This is a genomic window from Salaquimonas pukyongi (genome assembly GCF_001953055.1).
In the GTDB taxonomy this organism is placed as follows: domain Bacteria; phylum Pseudomonadota; class Alphaproteobacteria; order Rhizobiales; family Rhizobiaceae; genus Salaquimonas; species Salaquimonas pukyongi.
Genome location: NZ_CP019044.1, coordinates 2910675 through 2928438 on the forward strand (window position 1 = coordinate 2910675; position 17764 = coordinate 2928438).

Sequence of the window (17764 nt, forward strand, 5' to 3'; positions counted from 1 at the left end):
GGTTGTTGAGCTGCCGGCGGCCACTTCATCCTCCATAAAAACCGCTACCGTGACTGAAGCGCCTTTGTTATTGCTGGCGATAGCGGACACTGATAGATGGAAAAGTGAGCAAAACGACAAGATAGCTTTTCAGATTACATAGAAGAACCGGCAATATGGACAATCTTGATGATCGCCTGATCGCCCTGTTGCGCCGCAATGGCCGCGAGGCCGTGGCCAATCTTGCTGTGGCCCTTGGCGTTTCGCGCACCACGGTGCGCCACCACATGACCCGGCTGGAAAAGGAAGGCCATATCCTCGGCTACACGGTCACCCTGCGCGAAGATGCCATGCCCCACGGCATCCGCGCACTCACCATGATTGCCATCGAGGGGCACCGGGCAGACCTGGTCACCGCACGGCTTTATCGCCTGAGCGCTGTCCAGTTGATCCACGCCACCAACGGAAAATGGGATCTGGTGGCGGAATTGAAAACCGAAACGATCGAGGAGATCGATGAGGCGCTCACCCGCATGCGTGAGATCGAGGGAATCGCGGCCAGCGAAACGAGCATTCTGCTCGCCACCCGCCATCCATCCTCGGTGCGGGTGTAAGAAGCCGTCTACTCCGCCTCAAATTCAAGCAGCAGGTCTTTTGCTTCCACCGCGGCGCCCGGCTGTACGTGAACATTCAAAACCACGCCCTTGCGATCGGCGTGAATGGCCGTTTCCATCTTCATCGCCTCGATGGTGAACAGCACATCGCCCGGATTGACGGTCGTTCCGGCTTTCACCGCAACGCTGGCGATCGTGCCCGGCATGGGCGCACCAATGTGATCGCCATTGCCATCCTCGGCCTTGCGCTGCTTTGCAACCTTCGAAGCAATGGCACGATTGGGGATGCGGATGGTGCGCGGCTGGCCATTGAGCTCGAAGAAGACCTTTACTTCCCCCTCGTCATTGGTGTCGCCAATCGCCTGCAGTCGGATTTCCAGCGTCTTTCCAGGATCAATCTCCACCGAGATCTGATCCTGCGGGGTCATGCCATAAAAGAACACAGGGGTCGGCAGGGTGCGCACCGGCCCGTAAATGCGGTGACGGCCCATATAGTCGAGGAAAACCTTGGGATACATCAGATAGCCGCACAGATCCTCGTCATCGATCCGGAAGCCTTCCAGTTCATCGGAAAGCTTGCTCCGTGTTTTTTCAAGATCGACCGGCTCCATGTCGGCGCCGGGCCGTGTGGTGATCGGCTTTTCACCCTTGAGCACTTTTTCCTGCAAAGCCTGCGGCCACCCGCCAGGCGGCTGGCCAAGATTGCCCTTGAGCATGTCCACGACGGAATCAGGGAAGGAGATTTCCTTTTCAGGGTCCTCCACCTCCGCGCGGGTGATCCCCTGGGCCACCATCATCAGCGCCATGTCACCCACCACCTTCGAAGAGGGGGTTACTTTGACAATGTCGCCGAACATCTGGTTGACGTCGGCATAGGCCTTGGCAACCTCGTGCCAACGGTCCTCAAGACCGAGGCTCTTTGCCTGTGCCTTGAGATTGGTGAACTGGCCACCCGGCATCTCGTGCAGATAAACTTCCGATGCAGGCGCCGCCAGCCCGCTTTCGAACGCCGTATATTGCTGGCGCACCTGCTCCCAATAGTCGGAGATTTCCCGCACCGCTTCAACGTCAATGCCCGTGTCGCGCTCGGTATGGCGCAAGGCCTCGACAATGGAGCCAAAACACGGCTGCGACGTGCCGCCGGAAAAGGCATCCATCGCCGCATCGACACAATCAACGCCGGCAGCACTTGCCGCAAGCACCGTCGCGCCAGCAATTCCGCTCGTGTCATGGGTATGGAAGTGAACCGGCAGGCCGGTTTCTTCCTTCAGCGCCTTGATGAGATCATAGGCTGCCGGTGGCTTTAAAAGCCCCGCCATGTCCTTAAGGCCGAGAATGTGGGTTCCCGCCGCCTTCAGCTCACGCGCCATCTTCACGTAGTAGTCGAGATCGTATTTCGGCCGGCCCGGATCGAGAATGTCGCCGGTATAGCAGATCGCCGCCTCGCAGATTTTGCCCGATGTCAGTACCGCGTCGATTGCAACCCGCATGTTCTCAACCCAGTTGAGCGAATCGAAGACGCGGAAGACATCGACACCGGTTTTTGCCGCCTGATCGACAAACTTGATAACCACATTGTCGGGATAGTTGGTGTAACCAACGCCATTGGACGCACGCAGCAGCATCTGCGTCAGCAGGTTGGGCATGCGCTCACGCAGATCGCGCAGCCGCTGCCAGGGACACTCCTGCAAAAAGCGGTAGGACACGTCGAAAGTCGCGCCGCCCCAGCATTCGACGGAAAAAAGCTGCGGCAGGTTATGGGCATAGACGGGCGCTGCATTGACCATGTCGATGGAGCGCATGCGTGTTGCCAGCAGTGACTGATGGCCATCGCGCATGGTAGTGTCCGTCATCAGAAGCTGCTTTTGCGCCAGCATCCAGTCGGCGACCGCCTGCGGGCCCTCTTCCTCCAGCAGGTTGCGCACACCGCGCGCCGGCGCATCACCGCGCAGTTTCGGCGCGCGCGGCACTTCCAACCCGCCCTCATGCCCCAGTGAAGGCAGCGGTTTGCCCTTGGTTTCGGGGTGCCCGTTGACCGAAATATCGGCGATGTAGGTCAGAATCTTGGTCGCCCGGTCGCGCCGTTTCTTGAACTGGAAGAGTTCCGGCGTGGTATCGATGAACTTGGTGGTATAGGAATTGTCGAGGAATGTGGGATGCTTGAGCAGGTTCTCGACAAAGGCGATATTGGTCGAAACCCCCCGGATACGGAATTCGCGCAGGCTGCGGTCCATGCGGGCAATCGCCATTTCAGGCGTCGGCGCCCAGGCCGTCACCTTCACCAGCAGTGAATCATAGTAGCGCGTGATTACCGCACCGGAATAGGCGGTGCCGCCATCGAGCCGGATGCCCATGCCCGTTGCCGAGCGATAGGCGGTAATGCGGCCATAATCCGGCACAAAATTGTTTTGCGGGTCCTCGGTTGTCACCCGGCACTGCAGCGCATGACCGTTCAGCACGATCTCCTGCTGACTTTCGGCCCCGGTTGCTTCGGCAATCGGCCTGCCTTCGCTGATCAGAATTTGCGCCCGCACAATGTCGATGCCCGTCACCTCTTCGGTAACGGTATGCTCTACCTGAACGCGCGGATTAACCTCGATGAAGTAGAAAGCGCCGGTTTCCATGTCCATCAGGAACTCGACCGTGCCGGCGCATTCATAGCCCACATGGCGGCAGATCTTCAGCCCCAGTTCGCACAGCTCCTCGCGCTGTTCCTGGGTAAGGTAAGGTGCAGGCGCGCGCTCGACGACCTTCTGGTTCCGCCGCTGGACCGAACAGTCCCGCTCCCACAGGTGATAAAGACTGCCATGCCTGTCGCCGAGCACCTGCACTTCCACGTGGCGCGCACGCTGGACCAGTTTTTCCAGATAGCCTTCGCCATTGCCGAACGCAGCCTCCGCCTCGCGGCGGCCCTCCAGCACCTTCTGTTCCAGTTCATCCGGGTTCATGATCGGCCGCATGCCGCGCCCGCCACCGCCCCATGAGGCTTTCAGCATGAAGGGATAGCCGACTTCATCGGCCATTCGGCGCACTTCGTCCATGTCGTCGGGCAGAACCTCGGTCGCCGGGATGACGGGCACACCCGCCTCAATCGCAATGCGCCGTGCCGAAGCCTTGTCCCCCAATTGCCGCATGGTTTCGGCCTTCGGACCGATAAAGATGATGCCGGCAGCCTCGCATGCATCGACGAAATCCGGGTTTTCCGACAGCAACCCGTAGCCCGGATGGATCGCATCGGCGCCGGACTGCCTGGCAACGCGAATGATCTCCTCGATGGACAGATAGGCCGCCACCGGACCCAGATCTTCTCCGATCAGATAGGATTCATCCGATTTGAACCGGTGCAGCCCGAGCCGGTCCTCTTTGGCATAGACAGCGACGGTTTTTTTGCCCAGCTCATTACAGGCTCGCAGAATGCGAATGGCGATTTCGCCGCGATTGGCGACCAGGACTTTCTTGATATTTTTCATGGGGCCGGTTTCTGAAAAACGGGGACGGGCGGAGGTTTGCTGTCTTGTTATTACAGCCTGCCTGCAATTTCCACCGCCAGCATGCCGCAATGCGACATCTATTGTCAGATCAGCCGGTCAGCGCCAGCAGGAGCGGCGCTGAAATGCCCGATTGCGCCGCGCCGGGCGATGGCAGGGCGGTATAGGCAAGAACTGCTTGTTGTCCGGTTTTTGTGCTGAATTACTGGTCGGAGTGGCAGGATTCGAACCTGCGACCCCCTCGTCCCGAACGAGGTGCGCTACCAGGCTGCGCCACACTCCGATTTTGTCCGCCATCGCACAATGCCCGTGCGGAGCGTGCGGGTTATAGACCCGCGCTCGCCCGCCGTAAACGGGGTGGAAAAAATTTTCCCGTCCTCAGGCCGCCGCAGGCTTGAGAAAGCGCATATTGATCAGCCGCCCCACGACAATGCCCGCGATCATCGCGCCAACGAACTGCATGGCTTCCACATAGCCAAGGCCGAGCGCCGGAATGGCGCCGCCCGGACAAAACCCCGATATTCCCCAGCCGGTGCCGAACACCGCGGACCCAACAACCAGATATCTGTCTATCTGGGTGCTGGTCGGCACCATGAAACCCTTGTCGAAGAGAGGCGCCGTACGCTGGCCGAAGACAAGGCGGTAGCCGATGGCGGTGATAACGAGCGCCCCGCCCATGACAAACAGCAGGCTTGGGTCCCAGCTTCCGGCAATGTCAAAGAAATTGAGCACCTTGGCCGGATTGGCCATGCCGGAAATGGCGATTCCAAGGCCGAAAACGGAACCGATGATGAATGCGGTCAACAGCTTCATGGGTCAGCCTCCCATTACATGACGGGTGACATAAACGGTGACGAAAGCCGCCGCCATGAAGACAAGCGTTGCAACAATCGAGCGCGGTGACAGCCGGGCCATGCCGCAGACCCCGTGGCCGCTGGTACAGCCTGAACCGAAATAAACGCCAATGCCGACCACAAAGCCACCGGCGATCAACGGCAGGGTTGCCACCGGCACGGCGAAATCGACTGTCCCGCCCAGATTGACGAAGACAAAGGGGGCAGCGATGGCGCCTGCCAGAAATACGGCCCGCCATTGCCAATCGGCAGAAAGCGGCGGCAATACGCCCTGCAGAATACCCGTCATGCCGGCAACACGGCCGTGAAAAGCCATCAGCAGCGTGGCCGCCACGCCGATCAGAACGCCCCCCAGCAGCGAAGAATAGGGAGTAAACTCGGTGATCATGACAATCTCTTTCCCTCTGGTTGGGGTCAAAACCCTCTGGTCAGACCGGGCGGACACCCGCCCCGAAAGGCCATTTTGCGGCCTGTTTGCAATGCTCCGGTGAATAGTGTATGTAAATAATCTCTTATATTCAAGAGGTTTTATTAAATGTCTGCCCTGGAAGAACTCGAACCCAAAATCAGCGAAGCAGCCCAGTTGATGGAGATGTTGTCGCAGCCTGCTCGGCTTAAAATCCTCTGCCTGCTGCAGGAGGGGGAGCGCAGCGTGCTGGAACTTGCCGATGCAGCCGGGCTGTCGCAGCCGGCGATGTCGCATCATCTGCGCAAATTGCGGGAATCCGGTCTGGTGGAAACACGCCGCAGCGCCCAGACGATCTACTATTCCCTGAAGGGCATCGAGGTGAAAGCCGTCCTCGACACGCTGCACGCAATCTACTGCGCCGTGGATGCGCCGGCTGAGGTAGACGTGAAGGCAGAAGCGAAGGGTTAGAGCATTCCACGTTTCGACTGAAACGAGACTGCCGGAAGCACCCTACAGCTTCAGCCCGCGCAGGCGCAGCGCATTGGCAATCACCGAAACCGAAGACAGGCTCATCGCCGCTGCAGCGATCATCGGTGAAAGCAGCATGCCGGTCAGCGGATAGAGCACGCCGGCAGCAATCGGCACGCCAACCGTGTTGTAGGCGAAAGCAAAGAAGAGATTCTGCTTGATGTTGGAAAGGGTTGCCTCGGCAAGCCTGCGCGCCCTCACGATTGCCGAAAGATCGCCCTTGAGCAGGGTGATGCCGGCACTTTCAAGCGCAACATCGGTACCGGTGCCCATGGCGATGCCCACATCAGCAGCAGCAAGTGCCGGCGCATCGTTGATCCCGTCACCGGCCATCGCAACCTTGCGGCCGGCAGCGCGCAACTCATCGATCAGTGCTTTCTTGTCTTCCGGAAGCACGCCGGCCCGCACGTCGTCGATGCCGAGCCTTTCCGCCACGGCTTTCGCCGTCGTTTCATTATCGCCGGTTGCCATGATGATGCGCACACCCTTTTCATGCAGTGCTGCGATCGCTTCCCCTGCATTCTCCTTCACCGGATCTGCCACGGCTAGAATGCCGGCCAGACGGCCGTTGATGGCCACAAACATGGCCGTTTTGCCCTCATGGTGGAGCCGTTCGGCTTTTTCCTTGCCGCTGGAAAGGTCAACCTCCTCGGCAGCCATCATTCTTGCATTGCCAAGTGCCACCTTCTTGCCGGAAACCGTGCCGCGAACGCCCATGCCGGTGACCGCTTCAAACGCGCCAGCCGGGGAGATTTTGACGCCCCGCTCAGCAACGCCGGAAACGATTGCCTCGGCCAGCGGATGTTCAGAGCCCTTTTCAAGCGCGCCGGCAGCCGCCAGCAGCGCCGTCTCCGATGTCCTGCCAAAGGTGACGACGTCGGTCAGCACCGGCCTTCCTTCCGTCAGTGTGCCGGTCTTGTCGACCACCAGCGTATCGATGCGGGCAACGGCTTCCAGCGCGCCGGCCTCCTTGACCAGAACGCCCGCCTGCGCACCGCGTCCCGTCGCCGTCATGATCGACATGGGCGTTGCAAGGCCCAGCGCACAGGGACAGGCGATAATCAGCACGGAGACGGCGGAAACCACGGCAAAGACAAAGGCAGGCTGCGGGCCGAAAACAAGCCAGGCAAAAAAGGCGGTCACCGCCACCGCGACCACCGTCGGCACGAACCATGCCGCCACCCGGTCGGCAAGCCCCTGGATCGGTGCACGCGAGCGCTGGGCACCCGCAACCATGGCAACAATCTGCGCCAGCATGGTTTCATCGCCCACCTGCCGGGCCTCGATCGCCAGCGTGCCGTTCTTGTTCAGCGTGCCGCCGGTCACCGGATCGCCAGTGTTTTTTTCAATCGGCAACGGTTCGCCCGTCAGCATGCTTTCATCGACGGAAGAAGCGCCCTCGGCGATTACGCCGTCAACAGGGATGGCTTCTCCGGGCCGCACCCGCAGCAGGTCCCCTGCAATGATGTTTTCAAGCGGCGCATCATATTCCTCGCCTTCGGGTGTGATACGCCGTGCCGTTTTCGGGGCAAGATCGAGCAGGGCCCTGATCGCATCTCCTGTTCGCTCTCGCGCCCGCAACTCCAGCACCTGACCGACGAAAACCAGCGCGATGATGACCACTGCCGCCTCGAAGTAAACCGGCACATGCCCGCCAGCCATCTTCAGGGAATCGGGAAACAGTCCGGGAAAGAAGGTGGCGACCACCGAATAGGCATAGGCTGCGCCGACACCCAGCATGATGAGCGTCCACATGTTGAGGTTCCACGTCTTGATGGACGTCCAGCCGCGGTGAAAGAAGGGCTTTGCTGCCCACAACACCACCGGCGTTGCCAGTGCAAACTCAAGCCAGACCGAGAAGGTTTCGCCTATCCATTGGCGCGCCGGCAGACCAACCATCGGCCCCATGGTCAGGACAAGCAGCGGGATCGCTGCCAGCCCGCTTACCCAAAGCCTGCGGGTAAAATCGATCAGTTCGTGATTGGGACCCTCGGCGACCCCGTCCATCGGTTCCAGCGCCATGCCGCAGATCGGGCAGGTCCCGGGGCCGTCCTGAACAATTTCAGGGTCCATCGGACAGGTGTATTTCGTGTCCTTGGCGACAACTGTCTTTTTCTTCGCCTTGTTGCCGGAAAGATAAAAATAGGGATCGGCTTCAAACCGGTCGTGACACTTCGGGTTGCAGAAGTGAAATTCCTTGCCCTTGTAGGTCAGCGAGGGCTTGCCCTTGCCAAGTGGCACCGTCATGCCGCAGACGATATCCTTGACCGTGCCATCTACCGCAACCGTTGCCGATTTCAGGATTTCTGCCGGTCCGGGCGCCGCTTCCGCGCCATTGGCGTGCCCGCTGCAGCAGCTGTCTGCCACCATTTCCTTCGTGGCGTGGTTGCCATGCGAATGTTCCATCATGCGATTCCCGTTTCTGCCGGCGTGTTCGCCAGCAGATAGTGCTTCCAGTCACTGGAAGGTCAATAGCTTGTCAACTGCACAGCAGGCTATCCCAGTACCGAGAAGCTCGATTCCTGGTTGATCGGCCGCTTGCGGGAATAAAACCCGGCATCAATTTCAAGATCCAGATAAGGCATGGTGAACTTCATCGGATCGGCATCGTGGTCGTTGCCGTTTTCACAATAATCGACCAGTGCCGCCATCAGCTTGCCGGCAATCGGGGCGTTTTTGTACTGGTTGCCGCTCGTGCCGCAGGCCATGTAGAAGCCCTGCAGCGACGACTTGTCGTAGATCGGGATCCAGTCGGTCGAGGCATCGTACAGATCGACAACGCCACGGGTTTTCGACGGAATGCCGAGCGTCGGCACCCGCTGGGCATAGCGCATTGCCTGGGTCGTCCACTGATCGGTGAAATTGCGGTCATAATCGGTATCGCTATCGACCCAGTAATGGGGATCGCATTCAGGATCTTCTGAGCCCACCAGAATGTTGTTGCCGTGCTCGGGCCGGCTGTAGCAGGCGATATCGCTGTCAGAGACGATCATCCCGTCGGTTTCGAAATCAAAGCCTTCGGGCGAGGGAACATGCACGACTTCCTGGCGCAGCGGCCGGGTTTCGATGGTCATGTCACCGGTGACGCCTGCCATGCGATTGACAATCGAGGAACCAGGGCCAGCAACGTTGATCACCACAGGCGCGTGGATTTCCTCGCCGGTATCCAGTTTGACGCCCTTGACCTTGCCGCCTTCCTGCAGAATTTCGGTGACCGTTACGCCAAGGCGGAACTCCGCACCATGCTGCCGGGCTGCGTCGGCCAGGTTCTGGCTCGACAGGGCCGGGTCGGTGACATAGCCAGCATTGGGCCAGAAAACACCGCCGCGCAGATACCCGCCATTCGGCTTGCCGAAATCGGGGTCGCTCATCGCCCGCGGCGGGGTATAGCTTTCCAGCGAGAATATCGGCAGACGCTCGGTAACCTGTTCCGCGCTCCAGTCCTCGAACGGGCAATTGAGCTTGCGGCTGTTTTCCATGTGCTTTTCCAGATGGCCGTTGGCCTCTGTCTTCATCACCACACAGCCTGTCTCGCGAAACGTCGCCAGATCGGCATCTTTGCCCAGCCCCAGATAGTCGGCCCAGTCACGCCAGTAATGATAACCTTCCCATGCAAAGGCTGTGCCGTCGAAGGTCGAATAATGCATGCGGATAATGGCACATGAACCTGCCGTTGAACCGTGGCCAACTTGCCGGTTGCGGTCGAGGGAAAGCGTCTTCAAGCCGTTCTTGGCAAGCTCAAAGGCTGTGGCGGTGCCGATGACGCCGGTGCCGATGATGATGACGTCGGGTGTGCTGCTCATGTCTTACTCCCGGTATGGGTTTTTGATCGAAGTTGTCTGGAATATTCGGTGTGCTCCCGGATTTCCTCTTCCGTCGCCCGCTGTCCGGTGAACCCGATAACATAGGGCGCGGCCAGCGCGGTGCGTTCTTCCAGCGTCTCGTTGAGGTCGGCAATGTTGTAGCCGATCTGCATGTAATACAGGATGCGCGCGCGGATGTGTGCTTCCTCCCTGTCATAGCCATGGCGGGCAAACATCTCCTCGATAGCCGCTGTTCTGGCTGCGTCGGAACGGTCAAGAATGCGCCGCACCTTGCCCGAACGCCGCGCCCAGTCGCGCACCGCGAAATCAAGACGCGTGTTGAACAGTCCAGGATCGATGAAGCAGCGGAAGAAATACAGCACCGCCTCGGAAATGGTTTTCGTCGGCGCCTCGGTATGGCGTATCAAAATCGCTGTATTGGTCTCTTCCCAATGGGCCAGCAGCGCATCAAGCAGGTCCTGCCGGCTCTTGAAATACCAGTAGAAGCTCGACCGCGAAACGCTCATTCTCTCGGCGATGTTGAGCACCTTCACCTGATCGACACCATCGGAAATCAGCACGTCCAGCGCCACGTTCAGCCAGTCCTCGCGCGTAACTTTCACATTACCGGCGAGCGGTGCGCGCTGGGGATCGTTGCGGTGCAGCAATGGGGTGACGTTCGGTTTGGTCATCGCATCAACTTTCCGGCGGAGCGCCGCCTTCTGCACTGCGCTCTGACACGTACCGGTTTACCGCTTCCACCTGCTCCGCGCTGCAATGGCCCGGCGCAGGCTGGTCGATCATCTCCTGCCACATTCGTGCTGCGCGATGACTGGCATCCACGCCTCCCTGTTCCTCCCAGGTCCCGAAATTTGCATAGTTATGCAGAATTGGCGAATAAAATTCAGTGCGATAGCGCTCCATGGTGTTGCCGGCGGAAAAGAAATGTCCTCCGGGCATTACCTCGCTGATGGCATCGAATGCGATTTCCGCTTCACCTGCCGCTGCCTCGTGGCACAGTTCGGCGATCATCTGCAGCACTTCCACATCGCAAATCAGTTTCTCATAGGAAACCGACAAACCGCCCTCAATCCAGCCGGCAGAGTGGAGCGTTATGGTGGCACCGGCCAGCATGCACCCCCACAGCCCGAACTGGTTTTCGTTGGCGGCCTGAACGTCATTCAGATTGGCGGCGCTGCCTGCCGCGCTCCGCCAGGGCAGACCGGTCAGCCGTGCAAGCTGCCCGGCAGCAAGGCTGGCCTTGAAGTGTTCCGGCGTTCCGAACGCGGGCGCGCCCGATTTCATGTCGACATTCGAGGTAAAGGTCCCGTAGCACACAGGCGCGCCGGGCGCGGCAAGCTGGGTCAGGGCAATGGCGGCCAGTGCCTCCGCATGGGACAGTGTCAAAGCGCCAGCCACGGTGATCGGCGCCATTGCTCCCATCAGGGTAAACGGCGTGACAATCGACATTTGTCCGGCGCGGGCAAAGTCGATCAACCCCCGGGCCATCGGGATATCGATCTGCCGCGGCGAGTTGGTGTTGATGACGGTATAACAATGAGGATTGGCGGCAAAATCTTCGTCGCTGATTCCCCGGCCCAGCTTAAGCAGCTCGAACGACTGTTCGGCCTGCTTTCTGCCACGTGAATAAAAGAACGGCACCTTCCGCGACAATTCGATCTGCGCCTTGACCATCTCGTAGTGGCGCAGATGGGTCGGCACGTCCTGCGCTTCGACCAGCGTGGGCACCATCTGAAAGACATCGAAATGATCGGTCAACCGCACCAGTTCGCGGAAGTCCCGCAGGCTTCCCGGCCGGCGCCCACGCACAAGGTCCGTGGCGTTGGGCGCCCCGGCGCCAGGCTGGAAGATAATCCGCCCCGGCTCGATCAGGATGTCCTTTTCCCGAACGCCTGCCTTTGCCAGAAATGATCGCGGCGCCGTTTCAAGGCAGGCCTCCACCATCTCACGCCCGATCCGCACCATCTGGTCGGTTTCGTTGACCACGGCTCCTGCCTTGCGCAGAAGCGTGCGGGCCTCATCCTCCAGCACCTTGATGCCGAGCTTTTCGAGCACATCCAGAGCCGCCTCATGAATGGCACTAACGCGATCATCGCTGAACACCGGCATTGGCGGAAACGGGTTGCGCAGATTGTGATAGTCCACGACCCGCTGTGCGTGTTTTGCTGCACCCTGCTGGCGCCGTCGGCCTCGTCTTTGCCGGCCTTCTTCCATCTTCAGCCGCGCATCGCTTTACCCTGCGGGTCGTAAGGTGATGGCCCGATCACCCTGGCAGCGCGCGCGACGCCCACCACATGCACGGACAGTTCGGTGCCTTCCTTTGCATGCTCGCGGTCGATCAGCGCCATGGCGAGTGATTTTCCGATTGTGTGGCCGTACCCGCCGGAGGTAACAAAACCAGCCAGCTTGCCGTCCGCCCAGACCGGTTCATATCCGCTGGCATCGGCGTCGTCCGCATCCACTTCCAGCGTTGCAAGAAGTTTTGCCGGGCCGTTCCCGTCGCGTTCGGCCAGCGCCGCCTTTCGGCCGATGAAATCGCCTTTTTCCCAGTCTATCCAGCGGTCCATGCCGGTCATGGCGGGGGTATATTCCTGCCGGAACTCAGCCGACCAGATACCAAAGCTCTTTTCCAGCCGTGTCGACAGCATGGCATTGAAACCGCATTCGCGGATGTCCTCGCTTGCCCCCGCCTCCAGAAGCATCCTGCGCAGCGTGATGTGATCGCCATAACGGCAGTTGATCTCGTAGCCCATTTCACCGGTGACCGACATGCGCGCCACATGGGCACGCACCAGCCCGATATCGAACTCGCCACAGCCCATGAACGTGAGGTGCGAAATATCCTGTTCGGCAAGTTTCTCCACAACGGCGCGGGATTTCGGGCCGACCACACCGAAACCACAGATTTCCTCGCCAAGATCGCGAACCTCAACACCATCGTCGAGGTGATCGAGGAACCAGCGCATGTGCCAGGCGCGAAGATAGTAGGAGCCCATGATCCACCAGGTGCCATTGCCCCAGTTGAGCACTGTCAGATCACCCTTGAGGCGTCCGGTTTCACCCAGCATTGGCGCCAGTTTGGCGCGGCGCGGCCCGGGCAGTTTGGAAGCCATCATCCTGTCGAGCCACGCTTCGGCATTGGGCCCTGTCACCTCGTAGCGGGAAAAACCGGTAATATCGAGCAACCCTGCCCCCGCGCGTATCGCCTTGCATTCCTCCGCGACGATCGGGAAAGCGTTCGAGCGCTTGAGGGTCGGTGTTTCCTCAAATCCCTTCGGCGCAAAATAGAGCGGCACTTCCAGGTCCCAGCTGACGCCCCATTTGCATCCTGCTTGCGTCATCGCGTCATGGGCAGGGGCCATCTTCAGCGGCCGTCCCGCCGGCAATTGCTCATTGGGATAGGTCATGACGAAGCGGCGGCTGTAGAACTGGCCGGTCGTCTCGCGGATATAGCGTTTGTTCTCGGCAAACTTGCCGTAGCGTGCCACGTCCATTGGCCAGGCATCGGCCTCCGGCTCACCATGGATCATCCATTCAGCCAGCGTCTTTCCGACACCGCCACCCTGCAGGAAGCCGGCCATGACCGCGCAGGCACACCAGTAGCCGGGCTTGCCCGGAACCGGCCCGACAAGGGGATTACCGTCGGGCGAGAAGGTGAAAGCACCATTGACCCAGGTCTTGATGCCCACATCCTGAATGGCCGGATAGCGCTCGAAGCCGAGGGTAAGTTCGTTTTCAATCCGGTCGAGCTGCTCCTGGAACAGCTCTTCGCCATAGTCCCATGGCGCACCGTCCATCGCCCAGTGCTCGTGATCGATTTCATAAATGCCGACCAACACACCCTTCTGGTCCTGCCGCATATAGGTGAAGCCCTCCAGATCGACCGTCATCGGCATCTCGAAGTCCGCCGCAGCAACCTCGGGGATCGAGTCGGTAATGAGGTAATGGTGCTTCAGCGGCGAGACAGGCAGTTCGATGCCAGCCATGCGGCCCACCTGTTTTGCCCACAATCCGCCGGCATTGACCACGTGCTCACAGTCAATCACGCCCTTGTCGGTCACAACTTTCCAGCCATCGGCGGTCTGTTCCAGGGATTCGACCTTGATGCCTTCATGATATTCCGCGCCGCGCTTTTTCGCGGCGCTGGCATAGGCCTGCACCGTACCGGTTGTATCGATATAGCCTTCCCGGTCGGCCCACATGGCCCCGATCACGCCATCGGTTGACATGATCGGACAGCGTTTCTGCGCTTCCTCCGGCGTCAACAGCTCGCAATCGTCGATACCGATGGACTGGAATATGCGATAGTTGGCCTGCAGCCATTCCCAGCGTTCCGGTGTTCCGGCAAGGGTAAGGCCGCCCGTCATGTGCAGTCCGATGTTCTGACCCGATTCCTCTTCGATCTCGCTGAGAAGGTCGATCGTATAGGCCTGAAGCGCAGCCATGTTGGGATCGGCATTGAGCGCATGAATGCCGCCCGCAGCATGCCAGGACGAACCCGATGCAAGCCGCCGCCGTTCCAGCATGACCACATCGCTCCAGCCGTATTTGGCCAGATGATAGAGCACCGATGCGCCGACCACGCCGCCGCCGATGACGACAACCCTGTACTGGGATTTCATGACAGTCTCCTCCTCACCGCAAACGCTAGTGAAAACTGCAGGCGCTGTCTAGACAGAAATGTACATTACCCGGCGGCAGGGATCGCGGTCCGTCTTGCGCCAGATCAAAGACTGGAGTTTGGGATGCCTTAGCCTGTGGCGCAATCGCGGCAAAATCCGCGCAGTTCGATGGTCGAATGACGAACGTCAAATCCCGATCTGGCGGCCATTGCTTTCAGATGGCTGTCCAGCTCATCATCGGCAAGTTCGGTTACCTCGCCGCAGTTCTGACAGATGGTGAACGCTGTTTGCCCATGGCTTTCACACTGCGCGTGGCTGCAGGCCACAAAGGAATTCATGCTTTCAAGCCGGTGGACAATGCCGATTTCAATCAGCTTGTCGAGCGCCCGGTAGACCTGCAGCGGCGCACGAAATCCATCGCCTCTGAGGCGGTCCAGTATGGTGTAGGCACTCAGCGGCGAGCGGGCTTCCGTCAATGCCATCAAAACCAGGTTCTGGTTGCGGGTGAGCCCGTCTTGGCTTTGTGGTTCAGCCATCCTGATTATCTCCCCGCCTGCCTGGATCGCCAGATGGACTGCCGGCAAGTCCGGCCAGTGGCAAAAGGCTGATAACAAACAGCAATGCCGCAGCCACAATAATGCTCGGCCCGGCTGGTGTGTCCCACCCAAGGGAAGCATAAAGCCCCGCCACCACGGCGACAACGCCAAAGCCAGCGGCCATCAGCGCCATCTGCTCGGGACCGCCGGCAAACCGCCGCGCCACCGCAGGCGGAATGATCAGCATGGCGGTAATCAGCAGCACGCCAACGATCTTCATCGACAAGGCGATAACCCCTGCCATCAGCAGCATGAAGATGATCTCGCTGCGGGCCGGATTCATTCCCTCGGCCTCCGCCAGTTCCCGGTTGACGGTTGCTGCAAACAGCGGCCGCCAGATCGCTGCAAGCACGGCCAGCACGACCGCACCGCCAGCCCAGATAATGGCGATATCCTTTCTGGACACCGCCAGAATATCACCGAACAACAGGCCCAGCAGATCGATGCGCACATGGACCATGAAGGCGAGCGCCACCAGGCCCAAAGCAAGAGCGGAATGGGAAAGCAGGCCGAGCAGTGCGTCGGAGGGCAGCGCGGAACGGCGCTGCAGCGCCAAAAGGGCAAGCGACACAACCGCCGACATGGCAAACACGGCCAGCACAACGTTGATTTCCAGCAACAGCGCCAGCACCACGCCAAGCAATGCAGCATGTGAAAGGGTGTCGCCGTAATAGGCCAACCGCCGCCAGACGATAAAGCAGCCCAAAGGACCGGCGATCAGCGCAACCCCGCTGCCTGCCACCAGCGCCCGGATGAAAAAGTCGTCAAGCATGCCCGTCCCGCTCCTTCCCGTCCGCTTCACTCACTTGGTCCGGCCCTGCCTGATCATGTCCCACATGGTCATGATGATGCCCATCGCCGGGATGGCAGTGATCGGTGATCGTGCCGTCGGCATGGCGCACCCTGCCATCGGGCAGATGGGTATGGTCGTGACTGTGCTCGTAAACGGCAAGGATGGCGCCCGCCCGTGCGCCGAACAGACTGCGATAGGCCTGGCTTTCGGCAACGGCCGTTGGCGTGCCGGAACAGCACACATGGCCATTGAGGCAGATCACCCGGTCGGTTGCCGCCATTACGACATGAAGGTCATGGGAAATCATCAGGATGCCGCATCCAAGCTCGTCGCGGATGCGCTTGATGAGGTCATAAAGCGCCACCTCGCCGGCAAAATCCACTCCCTGCACCGGTTCGTCCAGCACCATGAGCGCCGGCCTGGCGGCCAGAACCCGGGCAAGCAACACCCGCTGGAATTCCCCGCCGGAAAGATTGCGCAGTTCGGCGGTTTCAAGGTGATCAACGCCTGCCGCCTTCAACGCGTCTTCAACTTCGCTCTGGTCCGGCCTTCCCGTCAGATGCATGAACCGCCCAACGGTCAGCGGCAAGGCCCAGTCGATGGCGATTTTCTGGGGCACATAGCCAACCCGCAAGCCTGGCTGCCGCTGCGCCTTTCCCTCATCAGGTTTCAGGATACCCAGCGCCATCTTCGCCGTCGTCGACTTGCCCGAGCCATTGGGCCCGATCAGCGTGACGATCTCGCCCCGGCCAACCGACAAGTCGACGCCGCGCACCAGCCAGCGTCCACCCCGAAAAATACCGGCGTTCTCAAGTGTCACCAGTTGATGATTGCCCGCTGCCTTCACGTCTCCGCATATCCTTGTAGATAGCCGTCCATCGGCAAACCTGCCCGGACCAGCGCCGCCTTGCGACGGCGCAACCCCGAAAAGCCTGCCTATGGCAATAATTCCGTCTTGCGCCAACTTATCCCATACGTTATATCGTTACGCAACGATGTAATATTATTACAAGATAATGATCCGGCCTGAGGTGTTACCGGCTGCATATGACCGAAAAAGGAGCCCCCATGAACCCGACCGCAAAACTGAAGACCGCCCTGCTCACCTCCGCAATTCTCGCATCCTCTGCCCTCACCGTGTCGGCAGAACTGCGCGCTGTTGCATCAATCAAACCGGTTCATTCGCTCGTCGCCGCTGTCATGGAGGGCGCCGGCACGCCGGAATTGCTGCTGCCGGCCGGTTCGCCTCACCACTATTCCCTGAAACCATCCCAGGCTGCCGTGCTGGAGAAGGCGGACATCGTGTTCTGGATCGGCCATGAGCTGGAGACCTTTCTGGAAAAACCCGTCGAAACGATTGCCGCCAGCGCAAAGTCGGTTGAACTAATTGATGCGGATGGGTTGACCAGGCTGGATTTTCGGGAGGGTGGCACCTTCGAGAAACATGACGGGGATGAACACGGTCATGGGGAGCACGCCGAGGAAGAACATGACCATGAAGAGCATGGGGAAGAGGAACACGCCCACGACGAAACCGACCCCCATATCTGGCTTGACCCCCACAACGCCAAGGCGATGGTCGGCGCAATCGAGGCAGCCTTGAGTGAAGCCGACCCTGAAAACAAACAGCTTTACGCCGAAAACGCCAAGGCTGTCGCTGCAAGGCTTGATGCCCTGACCGCAGAGATTTCCGATCGCCTTACTCCTGTCAGGGACAAGCCCTTCATCGTCTTCCACGACGCTTATCATTACTTTGAAAACCGCTTCCGCATCCCCGCCGCCGGATCGATTACCGTTTCGCCGGAACGCACACCCGGCGCCGAACGCATCGGGGAGATCCGTGCGAAGATTGGCGAACTGGGCGCTGCCTGTGTCTTCTCCGAACCGCAGTTCGAGCCGAAACTGGTGACGACGCTCACCGGGGAAACCGGCGCCGGCACCGGAACCCTCGATCCGCTCGGGCGGAGCTTGAGGCAGGCCCCGGCCTCTACTTCACCCTGATCGAAAACATGGCCGCTTCCCTGCGCGACTGCCTTGCCAATACCGGATAGGCCGCC

Annotated in this window: 13 protein-coding genes, 1 tRNA gene and 1 pseudogene; 3 read left to right on the forward strand and 12 right to left on the reverse strand. The window is 59.9% G+C overall.

What is annotated here, in order from left to right; genetic code table 11:
- The first annotated feature begins 155 nt into the window (after positions 1–155).
- Positions 156–593, forward strand: a complete 438-nt coding sequence (locus BVL55_RS13990; RefSeq protein WP_075997422.1) for an Lrp/AsnC family transcriptional regulator — start codon at positions 156–158, stop codon at positions 591–593.
- Positions 594–601: 8 nt separating this feature from the next.
- Here the strand turns inward: BVL55_RS13990 and pyc are convergent, their stop codons facing one another.
- The 4 genes from pyc to BVL55_RS14010 form a co-directional block, all read right to left on the reverse strand.
- Positions 602–4063 (reverse strand): pyruvate carboxylase, encoded by a 3462-nt coding sequence (gene pyc, locus BVL55_RS13995; protein WP_075997423.1) that lies wholly within the window; start codon positions 4061–4063, stop codon positions 602–604.
- Between the two features lie 224 nt (positions 4064–4287).
- Positions 4288–4364: transfer RNA gene (locus BVL55_RS14000), tRNA-Pro, on the reverse strand.
- Positions 4365–4459: 95 nt separating this feature from the next.
- Positions 4460–4894 carry a DUF6691 family protein gene (locus BVL55_RS14005; protein WP_075997424.1) on the reverse strand — a complete coding sequence of 145 codons (435 nt, stop codon included), beginning with the start codon at positions 4892–4894 and terminating at the stop codon, positions 4460–4462.
- Positions 4895–4897: 3 nt separating this feature from the next.
- Positions 4898–5323 (reverse strand): YeeE/YedE family protein, encoded by a 426-nt coding sequence (locus BVL55_RS14010; protein ID WP_075997425.1) that lies wholly within the window; start codon positions 5321–5323, stop codon positions 4898–4900.
- A gap of 147 nt (positions 5324–5470) precedes the next feature.
- Between BVL55_RS14010 and BVL55_RS14015 the strand changes: the two genes are divergently transcribed.
- The gene (locus BVL55_RS14015) at positions 5471–5812 is read left to right on the forward strand and encodes an ArsR/SmtB family transcription factor (RefSeq protein ID WP_075997426.1); all 342 of its coding nucleotides are present in this window, start codon (positions 5471–5473) and stop codon (positions 5810–5812) included.
- Between the two features lie 42 nt (positions 5813–5854).
- On the opposite strand, the gene BVL55_RS14020 is transcribed toward BVL55_RS14015, so the two are convergent.
- The 8 genes from BVL55_RS14020 to BVL55_RS14055 all read right to left on the reverse strand — a co-directional run bounded on the left by BVL55_RS14020 (position 5855) and on the right by BVL55_RS14055 (position 16554).
- Complete coding sequence (locus BVL55_RS14020) at positions 5855–8278, reverse strand: heavy metal translocating P-type ATPase (protein ID WP_244530521.1); 2424 nt, start codon at positions 8276–8278, stop codon at positions 5855–5857.
- Between the two features lie 89 nt (positions 8279–8367).
- On the reverse strand, positions 8368–9675 hold the full coding sequence (locus BVL55_RS14025) for an NAD(P)/FAD-dependent oxidoreductase (protein ID WP_075997427.1): 1308 nt from the start codon (positions 9673–9675) through the stop codon (positions 8368–8370).
- A complete protein-coding gene (locus BVL55_RS14030) occupies positions 9672–10367 on the reverse strand; it encodes a TetR/AcrR family transcriptional regulator (RefSeq protein ID WP_075998178.1) in 696 nt (231 codons plus the stop codon). Before BVL55_RS14030 ends, BVL55_RS14025 begins: the two co-directional genes overlap by 4 nt.
- Before the next feature lie 4 nt (positions 10368–10371).
- Entirely contained in the window at positions 10372–11841 is a 1470-nt protein-coding gene (locus BVL55_RS14035; RefSeq protein ID WP_244530522.1) for a trimethylamine methyltransferase family protein, read from the reverse strand.
- 71 nt (positions 11842–11912) lie between these two features.
- On the reverse strand, positions 11913–14318 hold the full coding sequence (locus BVL55_RS14040; protein WP_075997429.1) for a GcvT family protein: 2406 nt from the start codon (positions 14316–14318) through the stop codon (positions 11913–11915).
- Positions 14319–14446: 128 nt separating this feature from the next.
- Entirely contained in the window at positions 14447–14854 is a 408-nt protein-coding gene (locus BVL55_RS14045; RefSeq protein ID WP_075997430.1) for a Fur family transcriptional regulator, read from the reverse strand.
- Positions 14847–15686 (reverse strand): metal ABC transporter permease, encoded by an 840-nt coding sequence (locus tag BVL55_RS14050; protein ID WP_075997431.1) that lies wholly within the window; start codon positions 15684–15686, stop codon positions 14847–14849. Before BVL55_RS14050 ends, BVL55_RS14045 begins: the two co-directional genes overlap by 8 nt.
- Positions 15679–16554: an ATP-binding cassette domain-containing protein gene (locus BVL55_RS14055; protein ID WP_075997432.1), complete on the reverse strand. Its 876-nt coding sequence runs from the start codon at positions 16552–16554 to the stop codon at positions 15679–15681. Before BVL55_RS14055 ends, BVL55_RS14050 begins: the two co-directional genes overlap by 8 nt.
- 221 nt (positions 16555–16775) lie before the next feature.
- Between BVL55_RS14055 and BVL55_RS14060 the strand changes: the two are divergent.
- Positions 16776–17758: pseudogene (locus tag BVL55_RS14060) on the forward strand (zinc ABC transporter substrate-binding protein).
- Positions 17759–17764: the final 6 nt, after the last annotated feature.

Bases quoted from the DNA above. Each gene is read 5' to 3' on its own strand.
- BVL55_RS13990 (WP_075997422.1), top strand. From the start codon at position 156: ATGGACAATCTTGATGATCGCCTGATCGCCCTGTTGCGCCGCAATGGC.
- pyc (WP_075997423.1), bottom strand. From the start codon at position 4,063: ATGAAAAATATCAAGAAAGTCCTGGTCGCCAATCGCGGCGAAATCGCC.
- BVL55_RS14005 (WP_075997424.1), bottom strand. From the start codon at position 4,894: ATGAAGCTGTTGACCGCATTCATCATCGGTTCCGTTTTCGGCCTTGGA.
- BVL55_RS14010 (WP_075997425.1), bottom strand. From the start codon at position 5,323: ATGATCACCGAGTTTACTCCCTATTCTTCGCTGCTGGGGGGCGTTCTG.
- BVL55_RS14015 (WP_075997426.1), top strand. From the start codon at position 5,471: ATGTCTGCCCTGGAAGAACTCGAACCCAAAATCAGCGAAGCAGCCCAG.
- BVL55_RS14020 (WP_244530521.1), bottom strand. From the start codon at position 8,278: ATGGAACATTCGCATGGCAACCACGCCACGAAGGAAATGGTGGCAGAC.
- BVL55_RS14025 (WP_075997427.1), bottom strand. From the start codon at position 9,675: ATGAGCAGCACACCCGACGTCATCATCATCGGCACCGGCGTCATCGGC.
- BVL55_RS14030 (WP_075998178.1), bottom strand. From the start codon at position 10,367: ATGACCAAACCGAACGTCACCCCATTGCTGCACCGCAACGATCCCCAG.
- BVL55_RS14040 (WP_075997429.1), bottom strand. From the start codon at position 14,318: ATGAAATCCCAGTACAGGGTTGTCGTCATCGGCGGCGGCGTGGTCGGC.
- BVL55_RS14045 (WP_075997430.1), bottom strand. From the start codon at position 14,854: ATGGCTGAACCACAAAGCCAAGACGGGCTCACCCGCAACCAGAACCTG.
- BVL55_RS14050 (WP_075997431.1), bottom strand. From the start codon at position 15,686: ATGCTTGACGACTTTTTCATCCGGGCGCTGGTGGCAGGCAGCGGGGTT.